Source organism: Mesorhizobium sp. M0621, from assembly GCF_040320745.1.
Lineage (GTDB): Bacteria > Pseudomonadota > Alphaproteobacteria > Rhizobiales > Rhizobiaceae > Mesorhizobium.
Genome location: NZ_JAMYQF010000025.1, coordinates 34,997 through 56,997, shown reverse-complemented (window position 1 = coordinate 56,997; position 22,001 = coordinate 34,997). Strand labels below are relative to the sequence as shown.

The 22,001-nt window shown below is 62.6% G+C and carries 22 protein-coding genes; 12 read left to right on the top strand and 10 right to left on the bottom strand.

What is annotated here, in order from left to right:
• The first annotated feature begins 372 nt into the window (after positions 1-372).
• Positions 373-1,215, top strand: coding sequence for a non-homologous end joining protein Ku (ku, locus tag NKI38_RS18545; protein ID WP_352659651.1), 843 nt, complete (start codon positions 373-375; stop codon positions 1,213-1,215).
• A 12-nt stretch (positions 1,216-1,227) separates the two neighbouring features.
• Complete coding sequence (ligD, locus tag NKI38_RS18540) at positions 1,228-3,738, top strand: DNA ligase D (RefSeq protein WP_352659650.1); 2,511 nt, start codon at positions 1,228-1,230, stop codon at positions 3,736-3,738.
• A 255-nt stretch (positions 3,739-3,993) separates the two neighbouring features.
• On the opposite strand, the gene NKI38_RS18535 is transcribed toward ligD, so the two are convergent.
• A complete protein-coding gene (locus NKI38_RS18535) occupies positions 3,994-4,668 on the bottom strand; it encodes an ArsR/SmtB family transcription factor (protein ID WP_352659649.1) in 675 nt (224 codons plus the stop codon).
• A 68-nt stretch (positions 4,669-4,736) separates the two neighbouring features.
• Between NKI38_RS18535 and NKI38_RS18530 the strand changes: the two genes are divergently transcribed.
• The 3 genes from NKI38_RS18530 (at position 4,737) to NKI38_RS18520 (ending at position 5,692) form a co-directional block, all read left to right on the top strand.
• Positions 4,737-4,952: a DUF1127 domain-containing protein gene (locus NKI38_RS18530; protein WP_352659648.1), complete on the top strand. Its 216-nt coding sequence runs from the start codon at positions 4,737-4,739 to the stop codon at positions 4,950-4,952.
• Between the two features lie 66 nt (positions 4,953-5,018).
• Positions 5,019-5,351, top strand: coding sequence for an NIPSNAP family protein (locus NKI38_RS18525; RefSeq protein ID WP_352659647.1), 333 nt, complete (start codon positions 5,019-5,021; stop codon positions 5,349-5,351).
• Complete coding sequence (locus NKI38_RS18520) at positions 5,348-5,692, top strand: antibiotic biosynthesis monooxygenase family protein (protein WP_352659646.1); 345 nt, start codon at positions 5,348-5,350, stop codon at positions 5,690-5,692. Before NKI38_RS18525 ends, NKI38_RS18520 begins: the two co-directional genes overlap by 4 nt.
• Positions 5,693-5,702: 10 nt before the next feature.
• On the opposite strand, the gene mbfA is transcribed toward NKI38_RS18520, so the two are convergent.
• Positions 5,703-6,686, bottom strand: coding sequence for an iron exporter MbfA (gene mbfA, locus NKI38_RS18515; protein WP_352659645.1), 984 nt, complete (start codon positions 6,684-6,686; stop codon positions 5,703-5,705).
• 175 nt (positions 6,687-6,861) lie between these two features.
• On the opposite strand from mbfA, the gene NKI38_RS18510 reads away from it, so the two are divergent.
• The gene (locus NKI38_RS18510) at positions 6,862-7,185 is read left to right on the top strand and encodes a hypothetical protein (protein ID WP_352635515.1); all 324 of its coding nucleotides are present in this window, start codon (positions 6,862-6,864) and stop codon (positions 7,183-7,185) included.
• A 312-nt stretch (positions 7,186-7,497) separates the two neighbouring features.
• Complete coding sequence (locus NKI38_RS18505) at positions 7,498-8,472, top strand: threonine/serine dehydratase family protein (protein ID WP_352659644.1); 975 nt, start codon at positions 7,498-7,500, stop codon at positions 8,470-8,472.
• A 269-nt stretch (positions 8,473-8,741) separates the two neighbouring features.
• Here the strand turns inward: NKI38_RS18505 and NKI38_RS18500 are convergent, their stop codons facing one another.
• Genes NKI38_RS18500 through NKI38_RS18485 form a run of 4 tightly spaced genes read right to left on the bottom strand, consistent with a single transcriptional unit; the run spans position 8,742 to position 12,439 of the window.
• Positions 8,742-9,878 carry an ABC transporter permease gene (locus NKI38_RS18500; RefSeq protein ID WP_352659643.1) on the bottom strand — a complete coding sequence of 379 codons (1,137 nt, stop codon included), beginning with the start codon at positions 9,876-9,878 and terminating at the stop codon, positions 8,742-8,744.
• Positions 9,875-10,795 (bottom strand): ABC transporter ATP-binding protein, encoded by a 921-nt coding sequence (locus tag NKI38_RS18495; RefSeq protein WP_352659642.1) that lies wholly within the window; start codon positions 10,793-10,795, stop codon positions 9,875-9,877. Before NKI38_RS18495 ends, NKI38_RS18500 begins: the two co-directional genes overlap by 4 nt.
• Positions 10,792-11,745: an HlyD family secretion protein gene (locus NKI38_RS18490; protein ID WP_352635508.1), complete on the bottom strand. Its 954-nt coding sequence runs from the start codon at positions 11,743-11,745 to the stop codon at positions 10,792-10,794. The genes NKI38_RS18495 and NKI38_RS18490 overlap by 4 nt, the downstream gene beginning before the upstream one ends.
• A 13-nt stretch (positions 11,746-11,758) precedes the next feature.
• Positions 11,759-12,439, bottom strand: coding sequence for a CerR family C-terminal domain-containing protein (locus NKI38_RS18485; protein ID WP_352635506.1), 681 nt, complete (start codon positions 12,437-12,439; stop codon positions 11,759-11,761).
• Positions 12,440-12,543: 104 nt separating this feature from the next.
• Here NKI38_RS18485 and NKI38_RS18480 point away from each other — a divergent pair, with 104 nt between their 5' ends.
• From NKI38_RS18480 to NKI38_RS18470, 3 genes are read left to right on the top strand one after another with little or no spacing between them, the layout of a single operon-like run.
• A complete protein-coding gene (locus NKI38_RS18480; protein ID WP_352635504.1) occupies positions 12,544-13,017 on the top strand; it encodes a CYTH domain-containing protein in 474 nt (157 codons plus the stop codon).
• Entirely contained in the window at positions 13,014-13,952 is a 939-nt protein-coding gene (locus NKI38_RS18475) for a CHAD domain-containing protein (protein ID WP_352659641.1), read from the top strand. Before NKI38_RS18480 ends, NKI38_RS18475 begins: the two co-directional genes overlap by 4 nt.
• A 51-nt stretch (positions 13,953-14,003) precedes the next feature.
• The gene (locus tag NKI38_RS18470; protein WP_352659640.1) at positions 14,004-14,831 is read left to right on the top strand and encodes a YiiX/YebB-like N1pC/P60 family cysteine hydrolase; all 828 of its coding nucleotides are present in this window, start codon (positions 14,004-14,006) and stop codon (positions 14,829-14,831) included.
• Between the two features lie 65 nt (positions 14,832-14,896).
• Here NKI38_RS18470 and NKI38_RS18465 read toward each other — a convergent pair whose 3' ends face one another.
• Together NKI38_RS18465 and NKI38_RS18460 are read right to left on the bottom strand one after the other, a co-directional pair.
• Positions 14,897-16,273 (bottom strand): adenylate/guanylate cyclase domain-containing protein, encoded by a 1,377-nt coding sequence (locus NKI38_RS18465; protein WP_352659639.1) that lies wholly within the window; start codon positions 16,271-16,273, stop codon positions 14,897-14,899.
• 353 nt (positions 16,274-16,626) lie between these two features.
• The gene (locus tag NKI38_RS18460) at positions 16,627-17,427 is read right to left on the bottom strand and encodes a helix-turn-helix domain-containing protein (RefSeq protein ID WP_352659638.1); all 801 of its coding nucleotides are present in this window, start codon (positions 17,425-17,427) and stop codon (positions 16,627-16,629) included.
• Positions 17,428-17,540: 113 nt separating this feature from the next.
• Here NKI38_RS18460 and NKI38_RS18455 point away from each other — a divergent pair, with 113 nt between their 5' ends.
• Entirely contained in the window at positions 17,541-18,401 is an 861-nt protein-coding gene (locus NKI38_RS18455) for an SMP-30/gluconolactonase/LRE family protein (RefSeq protein ID WP_352659637.1), read from the top strand.
• A 985-nt stretch (positions 18,402-19,386) separates the two neighbouring features.
• Here NKI38_RS18455 and NKI38_RS18450 read toward each other — a convergent pair.
• Both NKI38_RS18450 and NKI38_RS18445 read right to left on the bottom strand, forming a co-directional pair.
• Positions 19,387-19,899, bottom strand: coding sequence for an OmpA family protein (locus NKI38_RS18450; RefSeq protein ID WP_352659636.1), 513 nt, complete (start codon positions 19,897-19,899; stop codon positions 19,387-19,389).
• A 10-nt stretch (positions 19,900-19,909) separates the two neighbouring features.
• A complete protein-coding gene (locus NKI38_RS18445) occupies positions 19,910-20,569 on the bottom strand; it encodes a L,D-transpeptidase (RefSeq protein WP_352659635.1) in 660 nt (219 codons plus the stop codon).
• Positions 20,570-21,316: 747 nt separating this feature from the next.
• Between NKI38_RS18445 and NKI38_RS18440 the strand changes: the two genes are divergently transcribed.
• Positions 21,317-21,769 carry a YybH family protein gene (locus NKI38_RS18440; protein ID WP_352659634.1) on the top strand — a complete coding sequence of 151 codons (453 nt, stop codon included), beginning with the start codon at positions 21,317-21,319 and terminating at the stop codon, positions 21,767-21,769.
• The last annotated feature ends 232 nt before the right edge of the window (positions 21,770-22,001 follow it).

The window sequence follows — 22,001 nt, the reverse complement described above, 5'->3', positions numbered from 1 at the left end:
TGGTCCCTGTCCCGATTTTCGGATGTCCCTTCCGAATTGCGGTCATCATAGCGTCGAGGCGTGAATAGTCGGTGAACGTGATGTTAATATCTGGTCGAAAATGCCTTGCTTCGTGGCTGGAATGCGGCTGATTCGGGGTCTTTCCGTGCAGTTGGTCGGCATTCCGGCCAATGTGACTTTTGCATCACATATGTTTCGTTTGAATGTCGCCCGCGCGCGGTTCTGTTTCAATTCTTGCCGCACCCGTGAAATTTCCGTGCTTGACGCCTCGACGCCGCAAACCAACCTGGACATCCAATCGTCGTGCCTTTGGGGAACTGGACTGGCATCTGTCCGTTCTCATCCTCATCGGGTTCTGGAAGGGAAAAAGTCATGGCGCCGCGTCCAGCCTGGAAGGGTTATCTGAAGCTGTCGCTGGTCACCTGCGCCGTGGAGTTGACCAACGCCGTCAGCCACGCCGAGAAGGTCTCGTTTCGGGTGCTGAACCGCAAGACCGGCAACACGGTGAAGCGCATCTATGTCGATTCCAAAAGCGGCAAGCCGCTCGGTGACGGCGACGAGATCAAGGGCTATGAGGTCGACGACGGCGAATTCCTTCAGATCGAGGAAGACGAGATCGAGGCTGTGCAGATCGAAGCATCGCATACGCTGGCTCTCGATGGGTTCGTCGATAAAGCCTCTATCCAGCAGATCTATCTCGACACGCCCTACTATGTCGCGCCGGCCGACAAGGTGTCGGAAGAGGCGTTCGCCGTCATCCGCAACGCCATGGCGGGCAAGAAGATGGCCGGGCTGGCGCGCATCGTGCTCTATCAACGCGAGCGCCCCGTGATGATCGAACCGCTCGACACGGGCATGGTGCTGACGACGCTGCGTTACGACACCACGGTGCGCGCGCCCGACGCGGTGTTCGGCGACATCAAGGCGGTGAAGACCGATCCGGAGATGACCGATCTGGCTGAGCAGATCATCGACAAGAAGAAGGAGAAGTTCGATCCAGCGCAATTCGAGGACGAATACGAGAACGCACTGCTCGAACTGATCCGTGCCAAGAAGGCGGGCAGGAAGGCGCCCGAGGCCACGGTGGCGCCAAAACCCTCCAACGTCGTCAATCTGTTCGACGCGCTGAAGAAGAGCCTATCGTCGGATGACGGCTCAACGAAGGCTAAACGCGCCAAGCCGAAAGCCGGCGCGCCCAAGCGCAAATCGGCCTGAGGACACGAAGCGATGGCGAGCCTCGAACAGTATCACTCCAAGCGCGATTTCAAGAAAACGGCCGAGCCGGCCGGCAAGGTTTCTCGCGACAAGAAAGCCAAGGCCGGCGGTATCTTCGTCATCCACAAGCACGCCGCGACAAGGCTGCATTACGATCTTCGCCTCGAACATGCGGGCGTGCTGTGGAGCTGGGCGGTGACGCGCGGCCCGAGCCTCGACCCGCATGAGAAGCGGCTGGCCGTGCATGTCGAGGATCATCCGATCGACTATGCACCGTTCGAAGGCACAATCCCCAAGGGCGAATATGGCGGCGGTTCGGTGATCGTCTGGGACGAGGGTACCTGGACCCCCGAGATCGACCCGGCCAAGGCGATGAAGAAGGGCCATATCAGCTTCGAACTGAAGGGGCATAAGCTGCACGGCCTCTGGCATCTGGTGCGGCTGAAGCCACGCGCGGGTGAAAAGCGCGACAACTGGCTGCTGATCAAGTCGGACGATGCTGCCGCGCGTCCGGGCGAGGATATCCTTGAGGAAGCACCGGAATCGGTGAAGTCGGGCCTGACGATCGAAGAAGTCGGCGAAGGCAAGACTGCCAAAGGCCAGAAGCCAAAGGTCTGGCATTCAAACAAGCCGGTCGTCGGCAAGGCGAAGGCCGGGGACAAGAAACTCGACTTTATCGAGCCGCAGCTGGCCACGCTGGAACGGGATGCGCCGCCGGGTAAGGACTGGCTGCACGAAGTCAAATTCGATGGCTATCGCATGCAAGCACAGATCGCCGGCGCCGACGTGCGACTGCTGACCCGCACCGGCCTCGACTGGACCGAGAAGTTCGGCGGGGAGATCATCGCTGAACTCGCCGGACTGAAATGCAGCGACGCCATCATCGACGGCGAGATCGTCGTGCTGGCCGACAGCGGTGTTTCGTCCTTTGCGCTGCTGCAAGCCGATCTCTCAGCGAAGCGGACGGATCGCTTCCTCTACTATGTCTTCGACGTGATGCGCCTTGACGGCGAAGACCTGCGCGCCGAACCATTGGTCGAACGCAAGCAGGCCTTGCGGGACCTGCTCGGTAAGCAGCGGGAGGATGCAGCAGTCCGTTTCAGCGACCATTTCGCCGAACCCGGCAACATCATGCTGGAGCATGTCTGCCGAATGGGGCTCGAAGGCGTCGTCTCCAAGCGCGCCGACGCGCCCTATCGCAGTGGACGCGGCCCCACCTGGGTGAAGTCGAAATGCACGGAACGGCAGGAATTCGTCATCGGAGGGTATCTGCCGTCGGACAAGACCGGGCGCGGACTGCGCTCGATCCTCGTCGGCTTCCACGAGGGCGGCAAACTGCATTATGCCGGACGCGTCGGTACCGGCTTCTCTGGCAAGGTCGCCACCGATCTCAAGAAGAAGCTCGATGCGCTGACGGCAAAATCATCGCCCTTCGACAAGGCCGTGCCAAAGGGCAAGGGCCTTGTCTGGGTCAAGCCGGAACTTGTCGGCGAAGTGGAGTTTCGCAGCTGGACATCCGACCGTATAATACGCCACGCCTCGTTCCAGGGATTGCGCGAGGACAAGCCGGCGGAGGAAGTCGTGCAGGAAAAGCCCAAGGCGTCGACAGGCAAGGCTCCCGTGACGGCAAAGCCAACAGGCAGTGCGGCCAAGGCTGCCGGGTCGATGACGACCACGGTCAAACTCTCCCACCCCGACAAGCTGCTGTGGCCGGACGAAAAAATATCCAAGCAGGGGCTGCTCGACCATTACGCGCAGGTGTGGCCGCGCATGAAACCGTTCGTCGTCAATCGGCCGCTCAGCCTGGTGCGGGCGCCGGACGGCGTCGGCGGCCAACGCTTCTTCCAGAAGCACGCCTCGGCCGGCATGAGCGACAAGATCGCCCGCATGAAGGACCCGACCGACGGCGAGGAGATTCTGTTCGTCCGGGATTTCGACGGCGTCGCGGCGCTCGTACAATACGGGGTGGTCGAGATCCACATCTGGGGCTGCACCGTCGACGAGCTGGAAAAGCCGGACCAGATTATCTTCGACCTCGATCCCGATGAAGGCGTCGACGTGAAGGCGGTGCGCCAAGCGGCGCTCGATATCAGGGGCAAGCTCGACGAGCTGTCGCTGCCGAATTTCGTCAAGACCTCAGGCGGCAAGGGTTATCATGTGCTGGTGCCGCTGAAGCCGTCGGCGGATTGGGACGCGGTGAAGACCTTCGCCCATGATTTTGCCCGCGCGCTCGAACAGGGTGCCTCCGACCGCTACACGGCGACGCTGTCGAAAAAGGCGCGCACCGGAAAGATCTTCGTCGACTATCTGCGCAATGGCAGGAGTTCGACGACGGTCGCGCCCTATTCGTCACGCGCCAAAAAGGGCGCCACCGTGTCGATGCCGGTGACCTGGGCCGAGATCGAGGCCGGGCTGGCGCCGAACGCTTTCCCGATCGGCGACAAGACGACGCTGAAGCAGCTGGCGAAAGCCGATCCGTGGGCGGATTTTTTCGGGCAGGGGAAGGTGCTCAAGCGGGGGTGATTGGAGGCGGCGACATCTTCGGATGCAGCGTTGGCCGAATGGCGGATGTAGCGATCCTTCACACCCCCCTCTGTCCTGCCGGACATCTCCCCCGCAAGGGGGGAGATTGGCAGCCTCGCCGTTCCGCTCACTCCTGCAACATTGGAGATTGGCGAAGGCGGTGGAGCGAATAATCTCCCTCCTTGCGGGGGAGATGGCCGGCAGGCCAGAGGGGGGTGCTGTCCCGCCGACATCGCGAAACCGGCACCTCCACAGTCACGTCAAAAACACCCTCTCAAACGCCTGCTTGCCCGGCGGCGAGAAAATGACCGCGCGGCTGTTCTTTTCGCGGCGTGCCCATTTTTCCGAAAGGATCTTGTCGAGGATGGCGGCGCCCAGCGTGCCGGCTAGGTGCGAGCGCCGCACGCTCCAGTCGAGGCAGGCGCGACACACTGGCCGGCGCGGCTTGGTGTAGACATCGATGCCGATGGCGGCGAAATGCGATGCGGCCGCCGGCCCGAGCCTGATCTCCTTGTCGTCGCGCAGAAGAATTTTTTTGGCGACAAGACGGTCGAGCATCGCCACCGCCTGCTCGCCGGCGAGGTGATCGTAGCAGACGCGCGCCACCCGCATGGCGCCGTCGCGAGGGCCCGGCCGAACGCGCTTTGGCCCAACGGCTTCCGCGACGCCGGTGATGGCCTCGATCATGCCTGCCACCTGCGGACCGGCGAGGCCGTAATAGCGATGCCGGCCCTGGCTCGCCACGGTCAGCAGCCCGCCTTCCATCAGTTTGCCCAGATGCGAGCTGGCGGTCGGCAGCGAGACGCCGGCCTCAAGCGCCAGTTCGCTGGCCGTCAGCGCCGTGCCGCCCATCAGTGCATTCAGCATGTTCGCCCGCGCCGGGTCACCGACCAGGCTGGCGATGCGGGCGACGTCGGGTCCTTCGCGCATAGTTCGTTCCCCATCGAAGCATTCATGTCAGATAACCACTATTCTCCGATCAGATCAAGGAGACGACAATGACCGCACGAACCGCTTCCCCCTCAGCACCGCTTCCCGACCGTCAATCGTTCCCGTTCGTCACCTGGCTGCGCACGCGGCTGCTGGCCCGCTGGTATGACCGCCATTTGCAGCGTCTCGACCTTGCCGAGATCGACGATCATCTGCTGCGCGACCTTGGCCTGACACCGGAAGAGGTGCGCCGCGAATGCGCGAAATCGTTCTGGCAGACCTAGCGGGTCAGGCAACACAATGTTTCGACGCCGCTCGAACTATCGACGCAGAAACCCAAGGAGACCACAATGACCATTACCTGCTTCATCCGCTACGAGATCGACCCGTTCGGCAAGGCGGCCTTCGAGGAGTATGCGCGCAACTGGGGCCAGGCCATTCCGCGCTGCGGCGCCGATTTGATCGGTTATTACGCGCCGCATGAGGGCTCGGCGACGACCGCCTACGCCGCCTACAACATCGAGAACCTGGCGGCGTACGAAGCCTACCGGGCCCGGCTTGCCGCCGATCCCGCCGGCAAGGCAAACTACGAGTTCGCCAGGCGCGAAAGATTCATTCTGAAGGAGGACCGCATGTTCTTGAAACACGTCTCGGGACCGCACGCGAAACTGGTGCTGCCGTGATCGCCGTCATCTTCGAGGTCGAGCCGGCGGCGGGCAGGCGCGATGCCTATCTGAGCATCGCCGCCGACTTGCGGCCGCTGCTCGACGGCATAGACGGCTTTCTCTCCATCGAGCGCTTCCAGAGCCTGGTCGACCCGAACCGCATCTTGTCCTTGTCGTTCTGGCGCGATGAGGAGGCGGTCAAGGCCTGGCGCAACACCGAGGAACACCGGCAGGCGCAGAAAGCCGGCCGCGGCGGTATCTTTGCCGGCTACCGTCTGCGCATTGCGCATGTGGTGCGCGATTATGGGCTGACCGAGAGGGACGAGGCGCCTGGGGATAGTCGGGCAGTGAATGGGTGAGTGAAGCTGGTCACGCATTCCCGATCAACACACCCGCCGCGAACACCAGGGCGCCGCCCAGCACCACCTGGAAGGCGGCACGCAGGAAGGGCGTCTGCATGTAGCGGTTCTGGACGAAGGCAATCGCCCACAGTTCGAAGAACACCACGACTGCCGCGACACCTGTCGCCGTCCAGAAATGCGGGATGAGATAGGGCAATGCGTGGCCAAGGCCACCCGCCGACGTCATGACGCCGGTTGTGATGCCGCGTTTTACCGGCGAACCACGGCCCGACAGTTTGCCGTCGTCGGAAGCCACTTCGGTGAAGCCCATCGAAATGCCGGCGCCGATCGAGGCGGCAAGCCCGACCAGAAAGGTCTGCCAGGTGTCATGCGTGGCGAAAGCGGCGGCGAAGATCGGCGCCAGTGTCGACACAGACCCATCCATCAGTCCGGCAAGCCCCGGCTGCACATAGGTGAGGATGAACTGGCGCTGCTCGGCGGCGGCCTCTTCGTCCTTCACTTCGCCCGGCACGTGCTTTTGCTCCAGGCGCTGCGCCAGCGTCTCATGACCCTGTTCCGCCAACGCTAGATCATCGAGCAGTTTCCGGGTCGAGGCATCCGTGGTGCGCTTGGCCGCCTCGACGTAGAACAGATAGGCCTGACGCTCCATCGCCTCGGCCTGGCTGCGCACATGCTCGATGCCAAGGGGTCTCACCAGCCAGTCGGGCTTGCGCTCGTAATAACCCTTCACATGTTCGCGCCGGATCAGCGGAATGCGCTCTCCGAAACGATCGCGGAAGAGCTCGATCAGCGCATCGCGATGGCCGTCCTCCTCCTCGGCCATCTCCTCGAACACTTTTGCCGATTGCGGAAAGGTGTCGGCCAGTCCGTCGGCGTAGGCCCGGTAGATACGACCGTCGTCTTCCTCGGACGAAATGGCCAGCGCCAGGATTTCTTTTTCGGAGAGCGATTCGAAGGAACGGCGGCCGAAGCCGAAGACGCGGGAAAGCATGAGGAATTCACCCTAGTTTAGAATAGTTCTAAACTAGGGTTTGGCGCGCCTTCGGTCAATCGCGCGCTTGGGTCGCGGTCAAGAATTGTTGAAGCCCGCGCGCGAAGCAAGGCCTTCATTATCAGTGAATGTTCACCTATATGACTGAGCCAAGCCAAGAACAAGGAGCCAGCAGATGACGGCGACAAAGCCTCCGCACCCCTATGATCCCAAGCCCGTTCTCGATCTCATCGCCAGCATCGAGGCCGACCTGCAGCGCCTGAAAGGCCTGGTCGAACAGCAGGTCGAGAAATTCGATCCCGCCAACCCACACAACAAGGCCCCGGACGGGAAACTGACCGAGGAAGGCGTCGAGTGCTGCTACCGCATGTTCGACGAAGGCAAGTCGCGTTATTCAGTCGCCCAGCAGATGAAGATTTCATTCGCCGCCGCCAGCCACCGGTTCAACAACTGGCGCAAGCTGGGTGGGAGCAAGAGGCAGAGGACGCTGTTGGGGTGAATTTGCGAGATGTCGGCGGGACAGCACCCCCCTCTGACCTGCCGGCCATCTCCCCCGCAAGGGGGGAGATCGGATGTCGCTTCGGCCTTCGCCAATCTCCAATGTCTCAAAGCTGGTGCAACGCATGAGCTGCCAATCTCCCCCCTTGCGGGGGAGATGCCCGGCAGGGCAGAGGGGGGTGTGACGGCCGAGGCGCTGGAGACAGTGGCCCGGCCTATATCGACCAAACTTTGTAACCATCACATCTTTTCGTTGGCATCGCGCGGGCCTTTCCGTGCACCATGGCCGGACCACATCTTTGCAGGACCCGCCATGACCACCCCTCCCGGCATCGCCGACATTCACGCCGCCGCCGCGCGTCTATCCGGTCTGATCGTCGAAACTCCCTTGATCGAATCGCAGGAGCTGAACAAGCGCTTCGGCGCCCGCATACTGTTCAAGCCGGAGACGCTGCAGCGCACCGGCTCGTTCAAGTTCCGCGGCGCCTACAACAAGCTGTCGTCGCTCAGCGAAGAGGAACGCAGCCGGGGCGTCGTCGCCTTCTCGTCGGGCAACCATGCGCAAGGCGTCGCGGCATCGGCGGCGATGTTCGGCGTCAAGGCGGTCATCGCCATGCCGGCCGACGCGCCGGCGATGAAGATCGCCAATGTCCGCAAGATGGGTGCGGAAGTGGTGCCGTTCGATCGCTTTCGCGACGACCGCATGACCGTGATCCGCCCTTACCTCGAAAAAGGCATGGTGCTGGTGCCGCCCTTCGACGACCCGGCCATCATTGCCGGCCAGGGCACGATCGGCCTCGAATTGATGCGCCAGGCAAAAGCGCTTGGCGTCAGCCTCGACGCGGTTGTCGTACCCTGCGGCGGTGGCGGCCTGTCGAGCGGCATTTCCGTTGCCGTCAAGGACGCCTCGCCCGACACCGCGGTCTGGGCGGTGGAGCCCGAGTATTTCGACGACACCCGCCGTTCGCTGGCCGCGGGCGCCAGGGTTTCGAACGAGCCCGGCCACGCCTCGATCTGCGACGCGATCCTGACCGCCGAGCCCGGCCTGATCACCTTCGAGATCAACCGCAGGAACCTCACTGGTGCCATCGCCGTCTCCGACAAGGCAACCGCGCAGGCGATGCGCGACGCCATGGCCTATCTCAAGCTGGTGGTCGAGCCCGGCGGCTGCGTGGCGCTGGCGGCACTGTCATCGGGCGAGATCGCGCTATCGGGCAAATGCGTTGCCGTGGTGCTGTCCGGCGGCAATGTCGATTTCGGGACGTATGCCGAGATCATGGCGGCATAGCTGGCTGCCGAATTGCACCGGCGCAGAATGATAGCTGCAGCGATCCTTCACACCCCCTCTGCCCTGCCGGGCATCTCCCCCGCAAGGGGGGGGATCGCAGCCTCGAGGTGCCGCTTATCTCTGCAATGCTGGAGGTTGGCGAAAGCGGTTGGAGTGCGTAATCTCCCTCCTTGCGGGGGAGATGGCCGGCAGGCCAGAGGGGGGTGCTGTCCCGCCGGCTTCCAAAAACCTTCTGCGCTGCAAAAGCGCCCTGACGCTCAAGGCGGCGTCTAATCCAGCGTTCGCCTGAACCGCACCAATGCTACGCCGGCAAACAAAGCCACGAACACCACCAGCCAGCCAATCTCGCCGGCCACCGCCGGCAGTTCGGCTTCCTTCAGCATAACCGCGCGAATGATGCGCAGGAAATGCGTCAGCGGCAGTATCTCGCCGAATACCTGCGCCCAGCCTGGCATGCCCCGATAGGGAAACATGAAGCCGGACAGCATGATCGACGGCAGGAAGAAGAAGAAGGTGAGCTGCAGCGCCTGCATCTGCGTGCGGGCGATGGTCGAGATCGTATAGCCGAGCAGCACCAGCGCCAGCACGAAGATCAGCACGGCGGTCAAGAGCAGCGACATCGATCCGGTGAACGGGATAGCAAATAAAAGCTTCGCCGCCGCCAGCACCACCACCACCTGCACGGCGCCGACCGCCAGATAGGGCAGCACCTTGCCCAGCATGATCTCGAGCGGGCTCGACGGCATCGCCAGAAGGTTCTCCATCGTGCCACGCTCGGTCTCGCGCGTCAGTGCGATCGAGGTCATCATCACCATGGTCATCTGCAGGATGACGCCGAGCAGGCCGGGCACGATGTTGTATTGCGAGATGCCTTCGGGATTGTAGCGCCGGTGCACCACCACTTCGAGTTGGCCAAGCGCTGCCTCGGCGGCCGCCTCCTGCATGCCGCGCGCCCGAAGCAGAGCCTGGCTGGCGACGGTGCCAAGCGTCGAGATGGCGCCGCTGGCGACGGCCGGATCGGTGGCGTCGGCCTCGATCAGGATCTGCGGGCTGTCGCCGCGTTCGACACGCCGGGCGAAATCGGCGGGGATGGTAACGACGAAGGCGACATCGCCGCGCGCCATCAGGAACTCGGCCTCTTCGGCACTTCGTGCGACATGGTCGAAGCGATAATAGCCGGTGGTCTGCAGCGCCGAGACCATGGCCCGCGTGTAGGGGTCGCTGCTCGTTGCCACGAGTGCGGCCGGCAGGCTTTTGGGGTCGTTGTTGATGGCGTAGCCGAACAGCACCAGCTGCATCAGCGGCACGCCGAGCATCATGGCAAAGGTGATGCGGTCGCGCCGCATCTGGATGAATTCCTTGATCAGCAGCGCACCAAGCCGGGCGAAGGACAAGACGTTGTTCATGCCATGTTGTCCTTCGAGCCGGACATGAACTGGATGAAGACGTCCTCAAGGCTGGTTTCGCCAGGCGAAACTTTCACGCCCTTGTGCTGCTTTTCGACATCGGCGAGCGCTGCTTCCAGCTTCTTCTTGTCGGAGCCGACGACATGCAGCGTCGCGCCGAACGGCGCCACCTGGTCGACGCCGGGCCGGCCCTGAAGCGCTTCGGCCACCTGGTCGAGCCGCGGACCCTGCAGAACGTACGTGGTCAGCCCGGCGTTCTCCACAACCTCGGCGACGGTGCCGGTGGCCAGCATCTTGCCGTAGGAGATATAGCTGATGCGGTGGCAGCGCTCGGCCTCGTCCATGTAGTGAGTGGAGACCAGCACGGTCAGCCCGCCGCTGGCGAGGCGATGGATTTCGTCCCAGAACTCGCGCCGCGCCTTCGGATCGACGCCGGCCGTCGGCTCGTCGAGCAGCAGCAATTTCGGCTTGTGCATGATGCAGGCGGCGAGCGCCAGACGCTGCTTCCAGCCGCCCGACAAGGTGCCTGCGAGCTGGTTGCGGCGCGTGGTGAGGCCGAGGTCTTCAAGCGTCCCGGCGACATGCTCTTCGACCGGCTTCAGCCTATAGAGCCGCGCCACGAATTCGAGATTCTCGCCGATCGTCAGATCCTCGTAGAACGAGAATTTCTGCGTCATGTAGCCGACTTCGCGTTTGATGCGCAGGCTGTCGGTGCGGATGTTGAAGCCGAGCACCGTGCCTTCGCCTTCGTCGGGCGTCAGCAGGCCGCACATGATGCGGATGGTGGTGGTCTTGCCCGAACCGTTGGGCCCGAGAAAGCCGACGATCTCGCCTTCGGCGACCGTCATCGTCACATGGTCGACGACGGTCTTGTCGCCAAAACGCTTGACCAGGCCATGGACGTCGATGACGTTCATTTTGCGCTGTCCGCCAGATCGACATCGACGATCTGGCCCGGCTGCAGCGGGCCGGCATCGCCCTCGGGCCGCGCCTCGACGAGGTAGACCAGCTTCTGCCGGTTCTCCAAGGAGTAGATCACCGGCGGGGTGAATTCGGGATCGGGCGAGACGTAGCTGACCCGCGCCTTCACATCCGGGCCGCAGCCGTCGCAATGGACGCCGAGCAAGGTGCCGACCTTGACCGAGGAGAAGGCGCTCTCCGGTATGTAGACGCTAAGCTTCACCGCGCCGTCGGGCAGGATCGAAATGACTGGCGCGGTCGGACCTGATGTGTCGCCCGGATTGCGGATGACATCGTTGACGCGGCCTGGCGAGGGCGCTGCCAGCACACGCTTCGACAGCCGCCACTGCGCCTGCTCCAAGGTCGCCTGCGCCTGCTTGACCTGATTGTCGGCGGCCTTGATTGTTTCGGGCCGCGCCGGCAGGCCGCCGACGGCGAGATTGGCACTGGCCTGGCCGACCTGCGCATTGGCCGTCTCCAGCGTCGCCGACGCAGTGTCGAAATCGGCCTGCGTGCCGGCGCCGCGCTTGAACAGATCGGCGGCGCGGTCGAATTTGCGCTTGGCATCGGCGGCCTGGGCACTGGCCATGTCGAGCTCGGCCTTCAGCACCGCGATCTCTTCCGGCCGCTTGCCGATCTGCAGGTCGGCCAACTGCGCCTGCGCCTGGGCAAGCCCGGCCTCGGCCTGCGCCACCGCGATCTTCATATCGGCACTTTCCAGCGTCACCACGGTCGCGCCGGGCGCCACACGGTCGCCGCGTTTCACGGTGACGGTCTCGACCTGCGCCACCTCGATCGGCGCCAGCAGCACATAGTCGCCCTCGACATAGCCGACGGCCAGCGGGGCAGCCGGGGCACAGGCCGAGAAGAGCTGCGCGGCGAGCGGCAGCGAACACAGAAAGCTCATGGTCTTTGCCCCTTCATCCTTGCCTCTTCCTGGCAGCCAGTATGGCCTTGAGATTGCCCGATGTGGCCGCCACCACCTTGGCGGCCTCGGCGGCGCCGATGTCGTGCCAGCCCATGCGGCGCATCACCGCCTCGCGGCCGATGCGGAAATAGATGACCTGGCCGATCAGCGTGAACACGGTGAGCCTTGTGGCCTCGCTTTCGGCCGGCTCGCCTGTCGCCTGTTCCCAGAGCTGGCACATCCGGCGATGCGTCGGCTCGAAGACGCCGTCATAGATGCGGTCGAGGGCCGCCGTCGGATGCGAAAGCTCGCGCAGCAGGAACTGCACGATCTCGCCGGCCTGCGGACTTGCCACGACAAAGCCGACCATCCGCTCCAGCGCCGCGAAGAGTTGGGCCTGCGCCGCCTCGGGACTGCCCCGCGCGGTTGCCTGCATATTGCCGAGCGCCTGGCCGGCAACCGTCTGGACGGTTTCGACGATAAAGTCGGCGGCGGCGGTGCGAAGACCCTCCTTGCCGCCGAAATGATAGGCGATCGAACCGATATTGGCGTGCGCCTCCGCGGCAATCTCGCGCGTCGAGGTGCCGTCAAAACCCTTTCGGCCGAATAGTTTCAGCGCCGCCCGCACAAGAGCCGCACGCGTCATCTCGGTCGGCTCGCGACGAGGGCTTTGGGGGTCGGGCGACTTTGCCATGAGCGTTATTTAATCAATCGATTGATTAAAGTCAACCCGTGAGCGCCAACTTGTGTACGCCATTGTCTTGCCATGGACGGCGGCAACCGCTTTAGTGCGCGGCCATGGGCAAGGAAATCGAACGCAAATTCCTGGTCTCCAGCACCGCATGGCTAGAACTGGCCGAGGCGGATATCCGCATCCAGCAGTTCTATCTCGCCGCCGGCCCCGGGCGCACGGTGCGCGTGCGCATCAGCGATGGCACTTCCGCCAAGCTGACGCTGAAATTCGGCAGCAAGGCGCGCGAGCGCGACGAATTCGAATATTCGATCCCGCTGTCGGAGGCGGTGGAGATGCTGGATTTCGCCATCGGACGTGTCATCGAGAAGACACGTCACCATGTTAGGCATCGCGGCTATCTCTATGAAGTCGATGTTTTTGGCGGGTCGCTTGCGGGACTTGTGGTCGCCGAACTCGAGACGCCGGAGGACGTGCCGGACGAAATGCTGCCTGACTGGCTCGGCCGTGAAGTCACCGGTGAGCAGAAATTCTACAACGCGTCGCTCGCCCTCGGGGGGATACCGGAGATCGCCGCATGAGCTTTCGCATCGATCCGCGCCTGCCGCTGACCGGCGAGGTCAGGCGTATTCTTGCCGAGGAAATCGGCAAGGCGCTGCATCATCTTGACGCCGCGCGTAGCCGGCCGGAGCAGGCGCTGCACAAATGCCGCAAGCGACTGAAGAACGCGCGTGCCTTGCTGCGTCTCGTTCGTTCCGGTGACGAAACATTCTGCGAGACCGAAAACCAGTGCTACCGCAACGTGGCGGCTCTGCTTGCCGGCCCACGCGAAGCGACGGCGTTGATCGAGACCATCGACCGGCTGGCGGCAAGCTTTCCCAAAGAGAGCGCCGACGATCGGTTGGGCGTGGTGCGCGATAGGCTGATTGCCCACCAGCATGAAATGCACGAAGGCAGCGGGCTCGAAGCGGCGATCGGTGCCGCAGCAGCCGCTTGCGAGGACGGCCTTAAGCGGATCGAAAGCCTTGCCTTGCCCGATCAGCCGGAACAGGCCGCGGACGTGCTCGCCGAAGGCGCCCGCATCACCTTGCGCCGTGCCAGGAAGGCGCTGGACAAGGCCGGATCGCGCGGCGAAGCCAATGACTTCCACGATCTGCGCAAGGCGGCCAAGACCCACGGCATGCATCTGTCGCTGCTCGGCAGGCTGTGGCCGACGCCGATCAAGGCCCGGCGCAAGGCGGTCGACGAGCTGGGCGAGCGGCTGGGCGACCTGCACGACGTGCTGGTGATGCGCGGCCTGCTCGAGGCCGATGACCGCCCGCTCGGACCGCCCGAGGACACGAAGCTTCTGGGCAAGCTTTTGAAGCGGTCGGAGAAGCAGCTGAAAAAGAGCTGTCTGGCCGAGGCGGCCGAACTGTTCGGCGACAGCCCCAAACGCTCGACGAAAAAGCTGGCCCGCAAGGCGCGCGACGATCTGGCTCCGCCGCCGGAAGACGCGAGTGCCGCGGCTGGCTGACCGACGTGCGGCTGGCGCGCAGCCGCCCGCCTATGCTAATCGCCATAGGACATGACCGCGCCCGGCGACACGCTTCTGGATCGACTTGGCCGCTGGCTTGCCGGCCGGCTGCAGGAAGAATCTTCCGGCTACGAGCCCTATACGCCGTCCGATGCCGAGACGCTGCGCCGCACGCTTGAGCCCGGCGACATCCTGCTGATCGAGGGCAACCAGAAGATCTCGGCGGCGATCAAGTACCTGACCCAGTCGACCTGGTCGCATGCGGCCTTCTATGTGGGCGACGCGCTGGCCGAACCGGAAGACGGAACGGAGCGGCGGCGGCTGATCGAGGTGACGATCGGAGAAGGCTGCATCGCCGTGCCGTTGTCGCGCTATCGCACCTACAACACCCGCATCTGCCGGGCGAGCGGGCTGGCCCCGGAGGACCGTGACAAGGTCGTCGCCTTCATGGTCAGCAAACTCGGCCTGAAATACGACCTCAAGAACATTTTCGACATGCTGCGGTTCTTCCTGCCTACGCCGCCGGTGCCGGTGCGCTGGCGCCGCCGCATGCTGGCCTTCGGCTCCGGCGATCCGACACGGGCGATCTGCTCGACGCTGATCGCCGAGGCCTATGGCCAGATCCGCTATCCGATCCTGCCCGAGATCACCCGTGCGCCCGGCCGCGCTTCGGCGCAGTCGAATTATTCGCGCAAGGAAATCCTGCACATCCGCCACCACTCACTCTACACGCCGCGCGATTTCGACCTGTCGCCCTATTTCCGGATCGTCAAGCCGACGCTGGAATATGGTTTCGACTACCGGCAGATGGTCTGGGACGACAAGGCAAGCACAGATGCTGCAGCCGCAAAGGCTGGCGCAATCGCCTCAGACACATGATGGCCCCTATGGCGCGGCCTACCGCTATCCAGCCGAGGTGCAGGCGTTTCACATGGCGGCCTATATTACGCCGAAACCGCAATAGCATCCTGGTTTTCGGCTCTGTGTTCGACCCAGACATGGACCGGTTCGTCCCGGCCGCGGATGCTCACCGGTCCATGATCGCGCGCATTCAACTGTGTCGTGGGCGATTCCGCCTTCGCGGCCTCAATCAGTCGTGACCCAAAGCAAATATTCGCCTGAAGCTCACGGCAGAGCGACTGCAAACGGCTGGCGACGTTGACGGTGTCGCCCACCACCGCGAAGGACAGATTGCGCTCGCTGCCGACCGCGCCGATGACCACTGCGCCATATTGTGCACCGATCCGAACGTCCAGCGGCGGGTATCCTCTGGACACCCGCTGTACATTCCAGTCTTCGAGAGCGGCGACCATCGCTTCAGCACACTGGATGGCCCGACTCGCGTCGTCATGGCTGGCTTGCGGAACCCCGAATGTCGCCATGATGCAATCGCCGATATAGTTATCGACGGTGCCATGGTGGTCGAAAACGACCTGTTCCATGCGACGGTGGAACTGACGCAGAAGTTCGAACACTGCTTCGGCGGGATGATCCTCGGAATAGTGTGTGAAGCCGACGATGTCGGCGAACAGCACCGCGATATCCTGCCGGCGGACCGGGCCGAAGGGCTCGTCATCGGTGGCGAGCTGGTCGACGACATTGGGCGAAAAATGCCGGGCGAGATTGGCGCGGGCGCGCTCTGCCTTAACATAGTCTTCCGACAGATGTCGGGAACGATAGACAACCAGCGCCATGATCGCGCCGATAATCAGCACAACCAAGACGTTGGTCGCCTGCGCAAATGTATCGACGAAATTGGGGTTGAGATAGAGGTTCAGTCGCTCTGTCATCGGCAGGGAATAGAGGTTCGTCGCCGGAATGACGGTTCCCGGATGAGAAATCACCCATCCCACCCCGATCGCCCATGTCAAGGCCGCGAGCGCGCCGAGATAGAGCGCCAATCGTGTCGAAAGGGTCAGCGCGCCAAGGCATACGAAAATCAGCAGGAATTTGAAGCTGCCCTCGCGCAGTTGCATCGCGGCCGGCGCGACCTCCAGGGAAAACGGGTTGGGCGTTACCAGCAGAACGGTCAACAGAATGATGTCCAGCGTACCGACGAGGTAACCGATCCACCATCGCGCCGTGCGACGCCGCGCAAAGAGAAACTGGATCAGGCCGACGAGCTGGAACAGCACGAGGCCCGCCAGCACGAAGAGCAGCGAAGCATCCCAGTGGCTGATCAATGAAAGGAAGCAGGAGATCACAGCGAGCGATGCCGTACGGGCCCAGAACTGCAATGCAGCACCCTGGCGTTCTGCGCGCGCTCGCAAATTTTTCAGGCGCGAATAGCGGCGAAGTTCAAGTGTTGGCGCGGTCGGCATAGGATCACTTCGATTTCACGGGGCACGCATTCGGCAAACCCGACCTCTACAGCCTGGCAAATCAGTGCGCGAACTCTATCATGAATGTGATTTCATTTCTGAACCGCGGCTGCAAAGAGCAAAATGTCCGGACAAAAGATCATGGTGAAAACCGAAGCAGGACAGGCGGAGGCTTCCCTGTTCAGGTCACCAGAAACCGCAGCGCCCGGTGTCATTCTCCACATGGATGCGTTCAGCCCGCGGCCGGCGCTGGGCGCAATGGCGGAATGCCTGGCTGCAGAGGGGCAATCCGTGTTGGTGCCGGATCTGTTCTATCCCAACGCGCCCTATCCTGCTCGGGATGATTGGCCGTGTCAGGCCGGTAACGGGCGGCGTCCCTTTGCGGGAGCGGCGGGCCGATCGAACGCGCCGGCATCGCGCGGATGCGGCCCGATCGGCATGATTGCCGGAAATGGCGTTGCACCAAAGGCAAACGTCCATTTGTAGCCGACCAACCCGTCTTCCGGCGTGGTGTGCTGGTCGTGATGGGCCAGCAGTTTGGCGCGATCGGCGAGGTCCTGCGCCTCGCGCCGCACCATCTCCGCCGTCTCCGGCCGCATCCGCCTCGAGAAGCTGACGAAGGTCGCTTCGTTCTCGATATGGGTGATGGCCCAGCCGATGAAGTTCTTGTTGGTCATCTCGAACAGCGGCCGCAGTGGCCCTTCGAAATTCCATTGGATCGGCGTCTCGACCAGCAATCTTGCCGACAGACTCCGTCCGAGCGCGATCAAACCGAGCTCCTCCAGGTCGCGCAGATAGAGAAACATCGAGGCTTCGCTGAGGCCTTGCGAGCGCATGATGCCCTCGGGCGTGAATTTCTCCGACAGCATGACGAAGATAAACAGCAGTGCCGGCCGGCCGGCGAGCTTGCGCTCGATCTCCGGCGCGATGTGGTTGACCGGCCCCGGTCCCCGGTTCATCGAGCCGAGCACGTTTTCGAGCTCGACGCCGGCGGCAGCGCAGATCTCCATCAGCCGGTCGAGCTTGCAATTACGCTCGTGAAAGATGCGCTTCACCGTTGGCTCGGAAACGCCCATGCGCTCGGCGAGCTCGCGATAGGTGACGCCCTTCGCCTTCAGTGTCCGCTTCAACGCGTCGAAGATCAGGCCGTTCATGGAATGCACCTCTTGCAGGGAATTTCGTATCGAATTTCGATACTAGTGGTAATATGGCTTTCGGGAAAGTATCGAAAATCATAGCTCTCCGTTGTCACCACAGGAGACCAGCCATGAAAACCTTCGTCACCTCAGCCTTTCTCGTCGTCATGGGCATCGCCGCAGTGCCTACTGCCGAGGCCGGCGAACTCTGGCGCGCCACCGGCCTCGAACAGCCGGAATCGGCCTTGTTCGACGCCGCTGACAATCGCATCATCGTCTCCAACATCGTCGGCAATCCCGGCGACGCCGACGGCAACGGCTATCTCAGCGTGCTGTCCGTTGACGGCAAGATGGTCACCCGGCACTGGACCGATGGTATAGACGCACCCAAGGGCATGGCGATAGCGGGCGGCAAGCTCTATGTCGCCGACATCACCAAGGTTCGCGTCGTCGACCTCGCCAGCGGCAAGCTCGTCGCCAGCATCGCGGTGCCGAACGCGGTCTTCCTGAACGACATGACATCGGACCAATCAGGCAACGTCTATGTCACCGACATGCTGGCCGACACGATCTACCGCATCGACGGCGACCGGCCGGAGCTGTTCGTCACGGACGCGATGCTGGCTTCGCCCAACGGCATCTTCGCCGATGGTATCAGGCTGATCGTCGCCTCCTGGGGCAAGGGCATCAAGCCCGATTTCAGCACGGCGGAGCCGGGCGGTCTGCTGTCGGTCGATATCGCCACAAAGGCGGTTTCGCCCTTGCCGGGCGCGCAGAAATTCGCCGACCTCGACGGCGTCATTGCCATCGGCGATACCATCTACGCCACCGCCTACATGACCGGCACGCTCTATCGCTATCATGTCGGCGGCGCGCCGGAAGCGGTGGCGCATTTCAAGCCGGGCAGCGCCGACATCGGCACCGACGGCAAGTCAGTCCTCTATGTGCCGCTGATGAACGAGGGCGAAGTTGCGGCGCTGAAGCTCGACTGAGAACCATAATCGGCGCCCCAGGACCGATCTTCGAGACATTCGCCAATAGCGGACATTTGCCGAGCAGATGTTTGATGTCGCCTTTGGGGCCGCCAACGGACGGTCCTCGCTTGGATCTAAAGGATGAAAAGCAGCCGTTCGGCTATCGACTCCAACCTGGCCGCGGTTAACAGCGTCAGGCGGATGCGGCACTCTATCTTGCCAAGCAAAGCGGCCGCACCGCCGCATTCAGGTCCGTTGGGCTCGGCGGCCAGGGGAGCAGCTTACAGCGACGCGCAGCATGTAACTCAACGTGGGAGAAGCAGAGAGATCTTGGCACGAGGTGCGAAAAAACAACGCAAGTACAGCTGATTGGTTACGGCGTAGGCATTCTCGCAGATATGGTATTGGTCGTCCGGGGATTCCTGTACACGGTCCCGTGGGATGATGAAATTATGCGGCAAGTAAATGTAACCACCGTCGACCCTTAACCGCACCGAAGAGCGAGGTATGGCGCGGCAATCAGACCCGCCACAACACTTGAATTTCATCTGCGGGTCAATCTTGTCTTCGTACCAATCGTGGGCGCTAGCGGCCGTTGCCGCAGCGATACACATTGCCGTGAAGATGAACCTCCGCATGGCATTCCTCAGGTATCTGGCAGGCGCTGCTCCTTCGGGCGTCTATGTATATTAGCCTCCCATTAAAAATACCATTGGCCTTCGACTGACCAACGCAGTTCCAGCAAGCGACGCTTGCAAGTGAATATCGCAAAGTGTGGAAACGGACATTCGAAAGCCGCTCGTGCGAAAAGCCGCTGCGCTCCAGCAGCGGACAGCTTGCGCACAGATTCCTTGCGTCACGATCGGAGGAGCCCCTGGACGGTAGGCTGCGCCGGTCGAACCTCGCATTGTCCGATGGCGGAAGATTCGCTTTGAGGCGCAAAGCAGCCATGCCGTTGTCCCGTGTGAGACTCTGATTTGGTGACAAGCAAAACAGCAGCCCCCTACGACCCGCCCCTCTCATCGCGCAAATTAGACACAACGCGGCGGTTCTGCGACCTGCAGGCGGCGTCGGGGCAGTCGCGGACGAGCCTGTCCTTGCCGTAGCCCTTGGCCCACATGCGGTTGCGGTCTATGCCGCCGGCGGCTAGGTAGTCCATCACCGCATCGGCGCGCTGCTGCGACAGCGCCGTTTCGCCTGCGCCGGGATCGTCGGCGAAACCCTGCAGCTTGAGCAGCCAGCGCGGATGTTTTGCTAACCAGGCGATCTGGGTATCGAGGGTGGCCTTGGCGACAGAATCGAGCGCGGCCGAACCTTGCGTGAAATAGGTGCGGCGGCCAACATTGAGGATAAAATCCTCCTCGCTGCCCGGCTGCACGTTCTGGAAGCCGGCAATCTCGGCGTTGGTGACGTCGGGCGTGGACGGGGCCAGCGTGTTGCTGGTCGAGCAGGATGCGGCCAGAACCAGCAGGCCGGCGGCGAGCAGCCGGCGCGTGTTTTCAATCATGCGGTTCATGATGCGCCAATCATTCGACAGTGGTGGAAGCGGGCGCCTGGTCGGCGATGTGCGGCAGCACCTCCACCGCGGTGCCGATCGGGCACCGCTGGTAGAGGTCGATGATGTCTTCCGGGAACATGCGGATGCAGCCGCTGGAAGCGTCGGTGCCGATGCTCCATGGCTCCAGCGTGCCATGCAGGCGGTAGCCGATGTCGGCGCCGTCGCGGTACAGATAGAGCGCGCGCGGCCCGAGCGGATTGTTGGACGCGCCGCCTGCGACCATGGGCGGTAGGTCCGGCTTGCGCTTGCGCATTTCGGGGGGCGGGACCCATTGCGGCCACAGCGCACGGCGGTCGATCGTCGCGCGACCGTACCATTTGAAGCCGTCCTTGCCTACGCCGACGCCGTAGCGGATGGCGGTCTTGTTTTCCATGATGAGGTAGAGGAAGTGGTGGCGGGTATCGACCACGACGGTGCCGACCGGCTCGCTGCTGAAATACTTAACGATCTGGCGATGCCATCTCTTGTCGATCTTGGCGAAGTTGGTCTTGCGATAGACAAAATTGTTGTCGCTGGCGGTGCCGGCGAAAAAGGATTTTGCCGCCGCGGCTTGAACAATATTGCCGTTTGCACCGACCGCGACCAGCGCCAGGCCGCCGAGCACGACACCCCTGCGTGATAAAACCATCGGCAATCCCCCATGCCTTAAGCCTGGCGGACCATAGTTGAGAATTATTTCGCCTCAAAGTGGAAAGTGCTGCAGTGGCGCCGGAAGCGGACTTGCGGCTTGGAATGTGAGAAGCGGACGTTCACGCGCCCCCATGCATCGACGCGATCTGACCCGAAGCCGACCTTCATCAGCCCATTTCGCCGCCCCGATAGCCGACGTTCACCGGAACCGGCGGATGGCTTCGGGCTCGCGATCGCGTGGGACCGACATTCCAAGTGGGCATACGAGCGAGGGAATTTGACCCATCGAAGACCGAGACCAGTCGTTCGGTCCGAGGGTCAGGTTGTGGGCGTCCGCGTGCCTGCCGACTTCGATGAGATGACCGTCGCGGAGCAGATCTGTCGACCACCGAGCGACAGACCATTCAGAAGAACGAGACGCGGCACTAAAGCCGTTCAGGTCCTCCAGGACGAGTGCCGGCCGCGGGTCGGGTCTTGGTCCCGCGATTCGAATTGGAAACTGAGAGACCGGTCGGACCACCCCGCTCAGCTAAGGCGTCGGGACAATCAGGCCGTTGATCAGCAACCCGGTCCCAAAGCCCGCAATTCAGCCGGCGCTCTTCACGAGCGCGTCATCCGACAAGGATCGACAGTATCATATTTGATGAACCGGCATGCCTCAATGCGCCCTGTCGGGCACGCGGCCGCCGCAGTACGCTAAAATAACCTCGGTGGGGGCAATTAGAACACAGCAAGGGAGGATAAAATGACATTGAAGGATTGCATGCTGGTCGTCGCCATCACCGCGCTATGTCTCGGACCAGCCAATGCCCAGTCGGCCAAAGACGCCATTGAAGCCAGCAATGCCGAGTTCATGAAATCGATGAACAGCAAGAATGCCGCGGGCATAGCGTCGAGCTACGCTGAGGACGCGGTCGCGTTGCCGCCGAATGGGATGCGAGTAGATCGGCGGGAGAACATTCAGAAGTTTTGGCAGGGCATAATTGACTATGGCGTTTCCGATCTCAAGCTCAACACGGTTGAAGTGGAAGAGCGCGGAGATTTGGCGTTTGAATTAAGCAGTTTTACGTACAAGGTGCCCGGCAAAGACTCCAAACCCGTAGACGCCTCCGGCAAGGCAATAGTGATCTGGAAGAAAGCACAGAACGGCAACTGGCAGATTTATCGCGACATCTGGAACGACGATCCCGCAAAATAGGCATTCTTCCGTTCCAGCCCGGTTGCTGGCAGCAGATAGACCGATAGCGGCGGGAAGGGTGGCCCCGCCGCAATCCCCGGGAATGGCACCATTGAGTCGCATCAGGCGCACCGCGAACGGCAGGTCTGGAGAAGCGCCATGAAGGGTAGCAAATGGCGCAACTGCGCCCTCAGGGCGCGGTCGCCGGTAATGTCCGCTGTAAGGCGGTGGCACATCTAACTTTAACGGCCGA

Bases quoted from the DNA above. Each gene is read 5' to 3' on its own strand.
- ku (WP_352659651.1), top strand. From the start codon at position 373: ATGGCGCCGCGTCCAGCCTGGAAGGGTTATCTGAAGCTGTCGCTGGTC.
- ligD (WP_352659650.1), top strand. From the start codon at position 1,228: ATGGCGAGCCTCGAACAGTATCACTCCAAGCGCGATTTCAAGAAAACG.
- NKI38_RS18535 (WP_352659649.1), bottom strand. From the start codon at position 4,668: ATGCGCGAAGGACCCGACGTCGCCCGCATCGCCAGCCTGGTCGGTGAC.
- NKI38_RS18530 (WP_352659648.1), top strand. From the start codon at position 4,737: ATGACCGCACGAACCGCTTCCCCCTCAGCACCGCTTCCCGACCGTCAA.
- NKI38_RS18525 (WP_352659647.1), top strand. From the start codon at position 5,019: ATGACCATTACCTGCTTCATCCGCTACGAGATCGACCCGTTCGGCAAG.
- mbfA (WP_352659645.1), bottom strand. From the start codon at position 6,686: ATGCTTTCCCGCGTCTTCGGCTTCGGCCGCCGTTCCTTCGAATCGCTC.
- NKI38_RS18510 (WP_352635515.1), top strand. From the start codon at position 6,862: ATGACGGCGACAAAGCCTCCGCACCCCTATGATCCCAAGCCCGTTCTC.
- NKI38_RS18505 (WP_352659644.1), top strand. From the start codon at position 7,498: ATGACCACCCCTCCCGGCATCGCCGACATTCACGCCGCCGCCGCGCGT.
- NKI38_RS18500 (WP_352659643.1), bottom strand. From the start codon at position 9,878: ATGAACAACGTCTTGTCCTTCGCCCGGCTTGGTGCGCTGCTGATCAAG.
- NKI38_RS18495 (WP_352659642.1), bottom strand. From the start codon at position 10,795: ATGAACGTCATCGACGTCCATGGCCTGGTCAAGCGTTTTGGCGACAAG.
- NKI38_RS18490 (WP_352635508.1), bottom strand. From the start codon at position 11,745: ATGAGCTTTCTGTGTTCGCTGCCGCTCGCCGCGCAGCTCTTCTCGGCC.
- NKI38_RS18485 (WP_352635506.1), bottom strand. From the start codon at position 12,439: ATGGCAAAGTCGCCCGACCCCCAAAGCCCTCGTCGCGAGCCGACCGAG.
- NKI38_RS18480 (WP_352635504.1), top strand. From the start codon at position 12,544: ATGGGCAAGGAAATCGAACGCAAATTCCTGGTCTCCAGCACCGCATGG.
- NKI38_RS18475 (WP_352659641.1), top strand. From the start codon at position 13,014: ATGAGCTTTCGCATCGATCCGCGCCTGCCGCTGACCGGCGAGGTCAGG.
- NKI38_RS18470 (WP_352659640.1), top strand. From the start codon at position 14,004: ATGACCGCGCCCGGCGACACGCTTCTGGATCGACTTGGCCGCTGGCTT.
- NKI38_RS18465 (WP_352659639.1), bottom strand. From the start codon at position 16,273: ATGCCGACCGCGCCAACACTTGAACTTCGCCGCTATTCGCGCCTGAAA.
- NKI38_RS18460 (WP_352659638.1), bottom strand. From the start codon at position 17,427: ATGAACGGCCTGATCTTCGACGCGTTGAAGCGGACACTGAAGGCGAAG.
- NKI38_RS18455 (WP_352659637.1), top strand. From the start codon at position 17,541: ATGAAAACCTTCGTCACCTCAGCCTTTCTCGTCGTCATGGGCATCGCC.
- NKI38_RS18450 (WP_352659636.1), bottom strand. From the start codon at position 19,899: ATGAACCGCATGATTGAAAACACGCGCCGGCTGCTCGCCGCCGGCCTG.
- NKI38_RS18445 (WP_352659635.1), bottom strand. From the start codon at position 20,569: ATGGTTTTATCACGCAGGGGTGTCGTGCTCGGCGGCCTGGCGCTGGTC.
- NKI38_RS18440 (WP_352659634.1), top strand. From the start codon at position 21,317: ATGACATTGAAGGATTGCATGCTGGTCGTCGCCATCACCGCGCTATGT.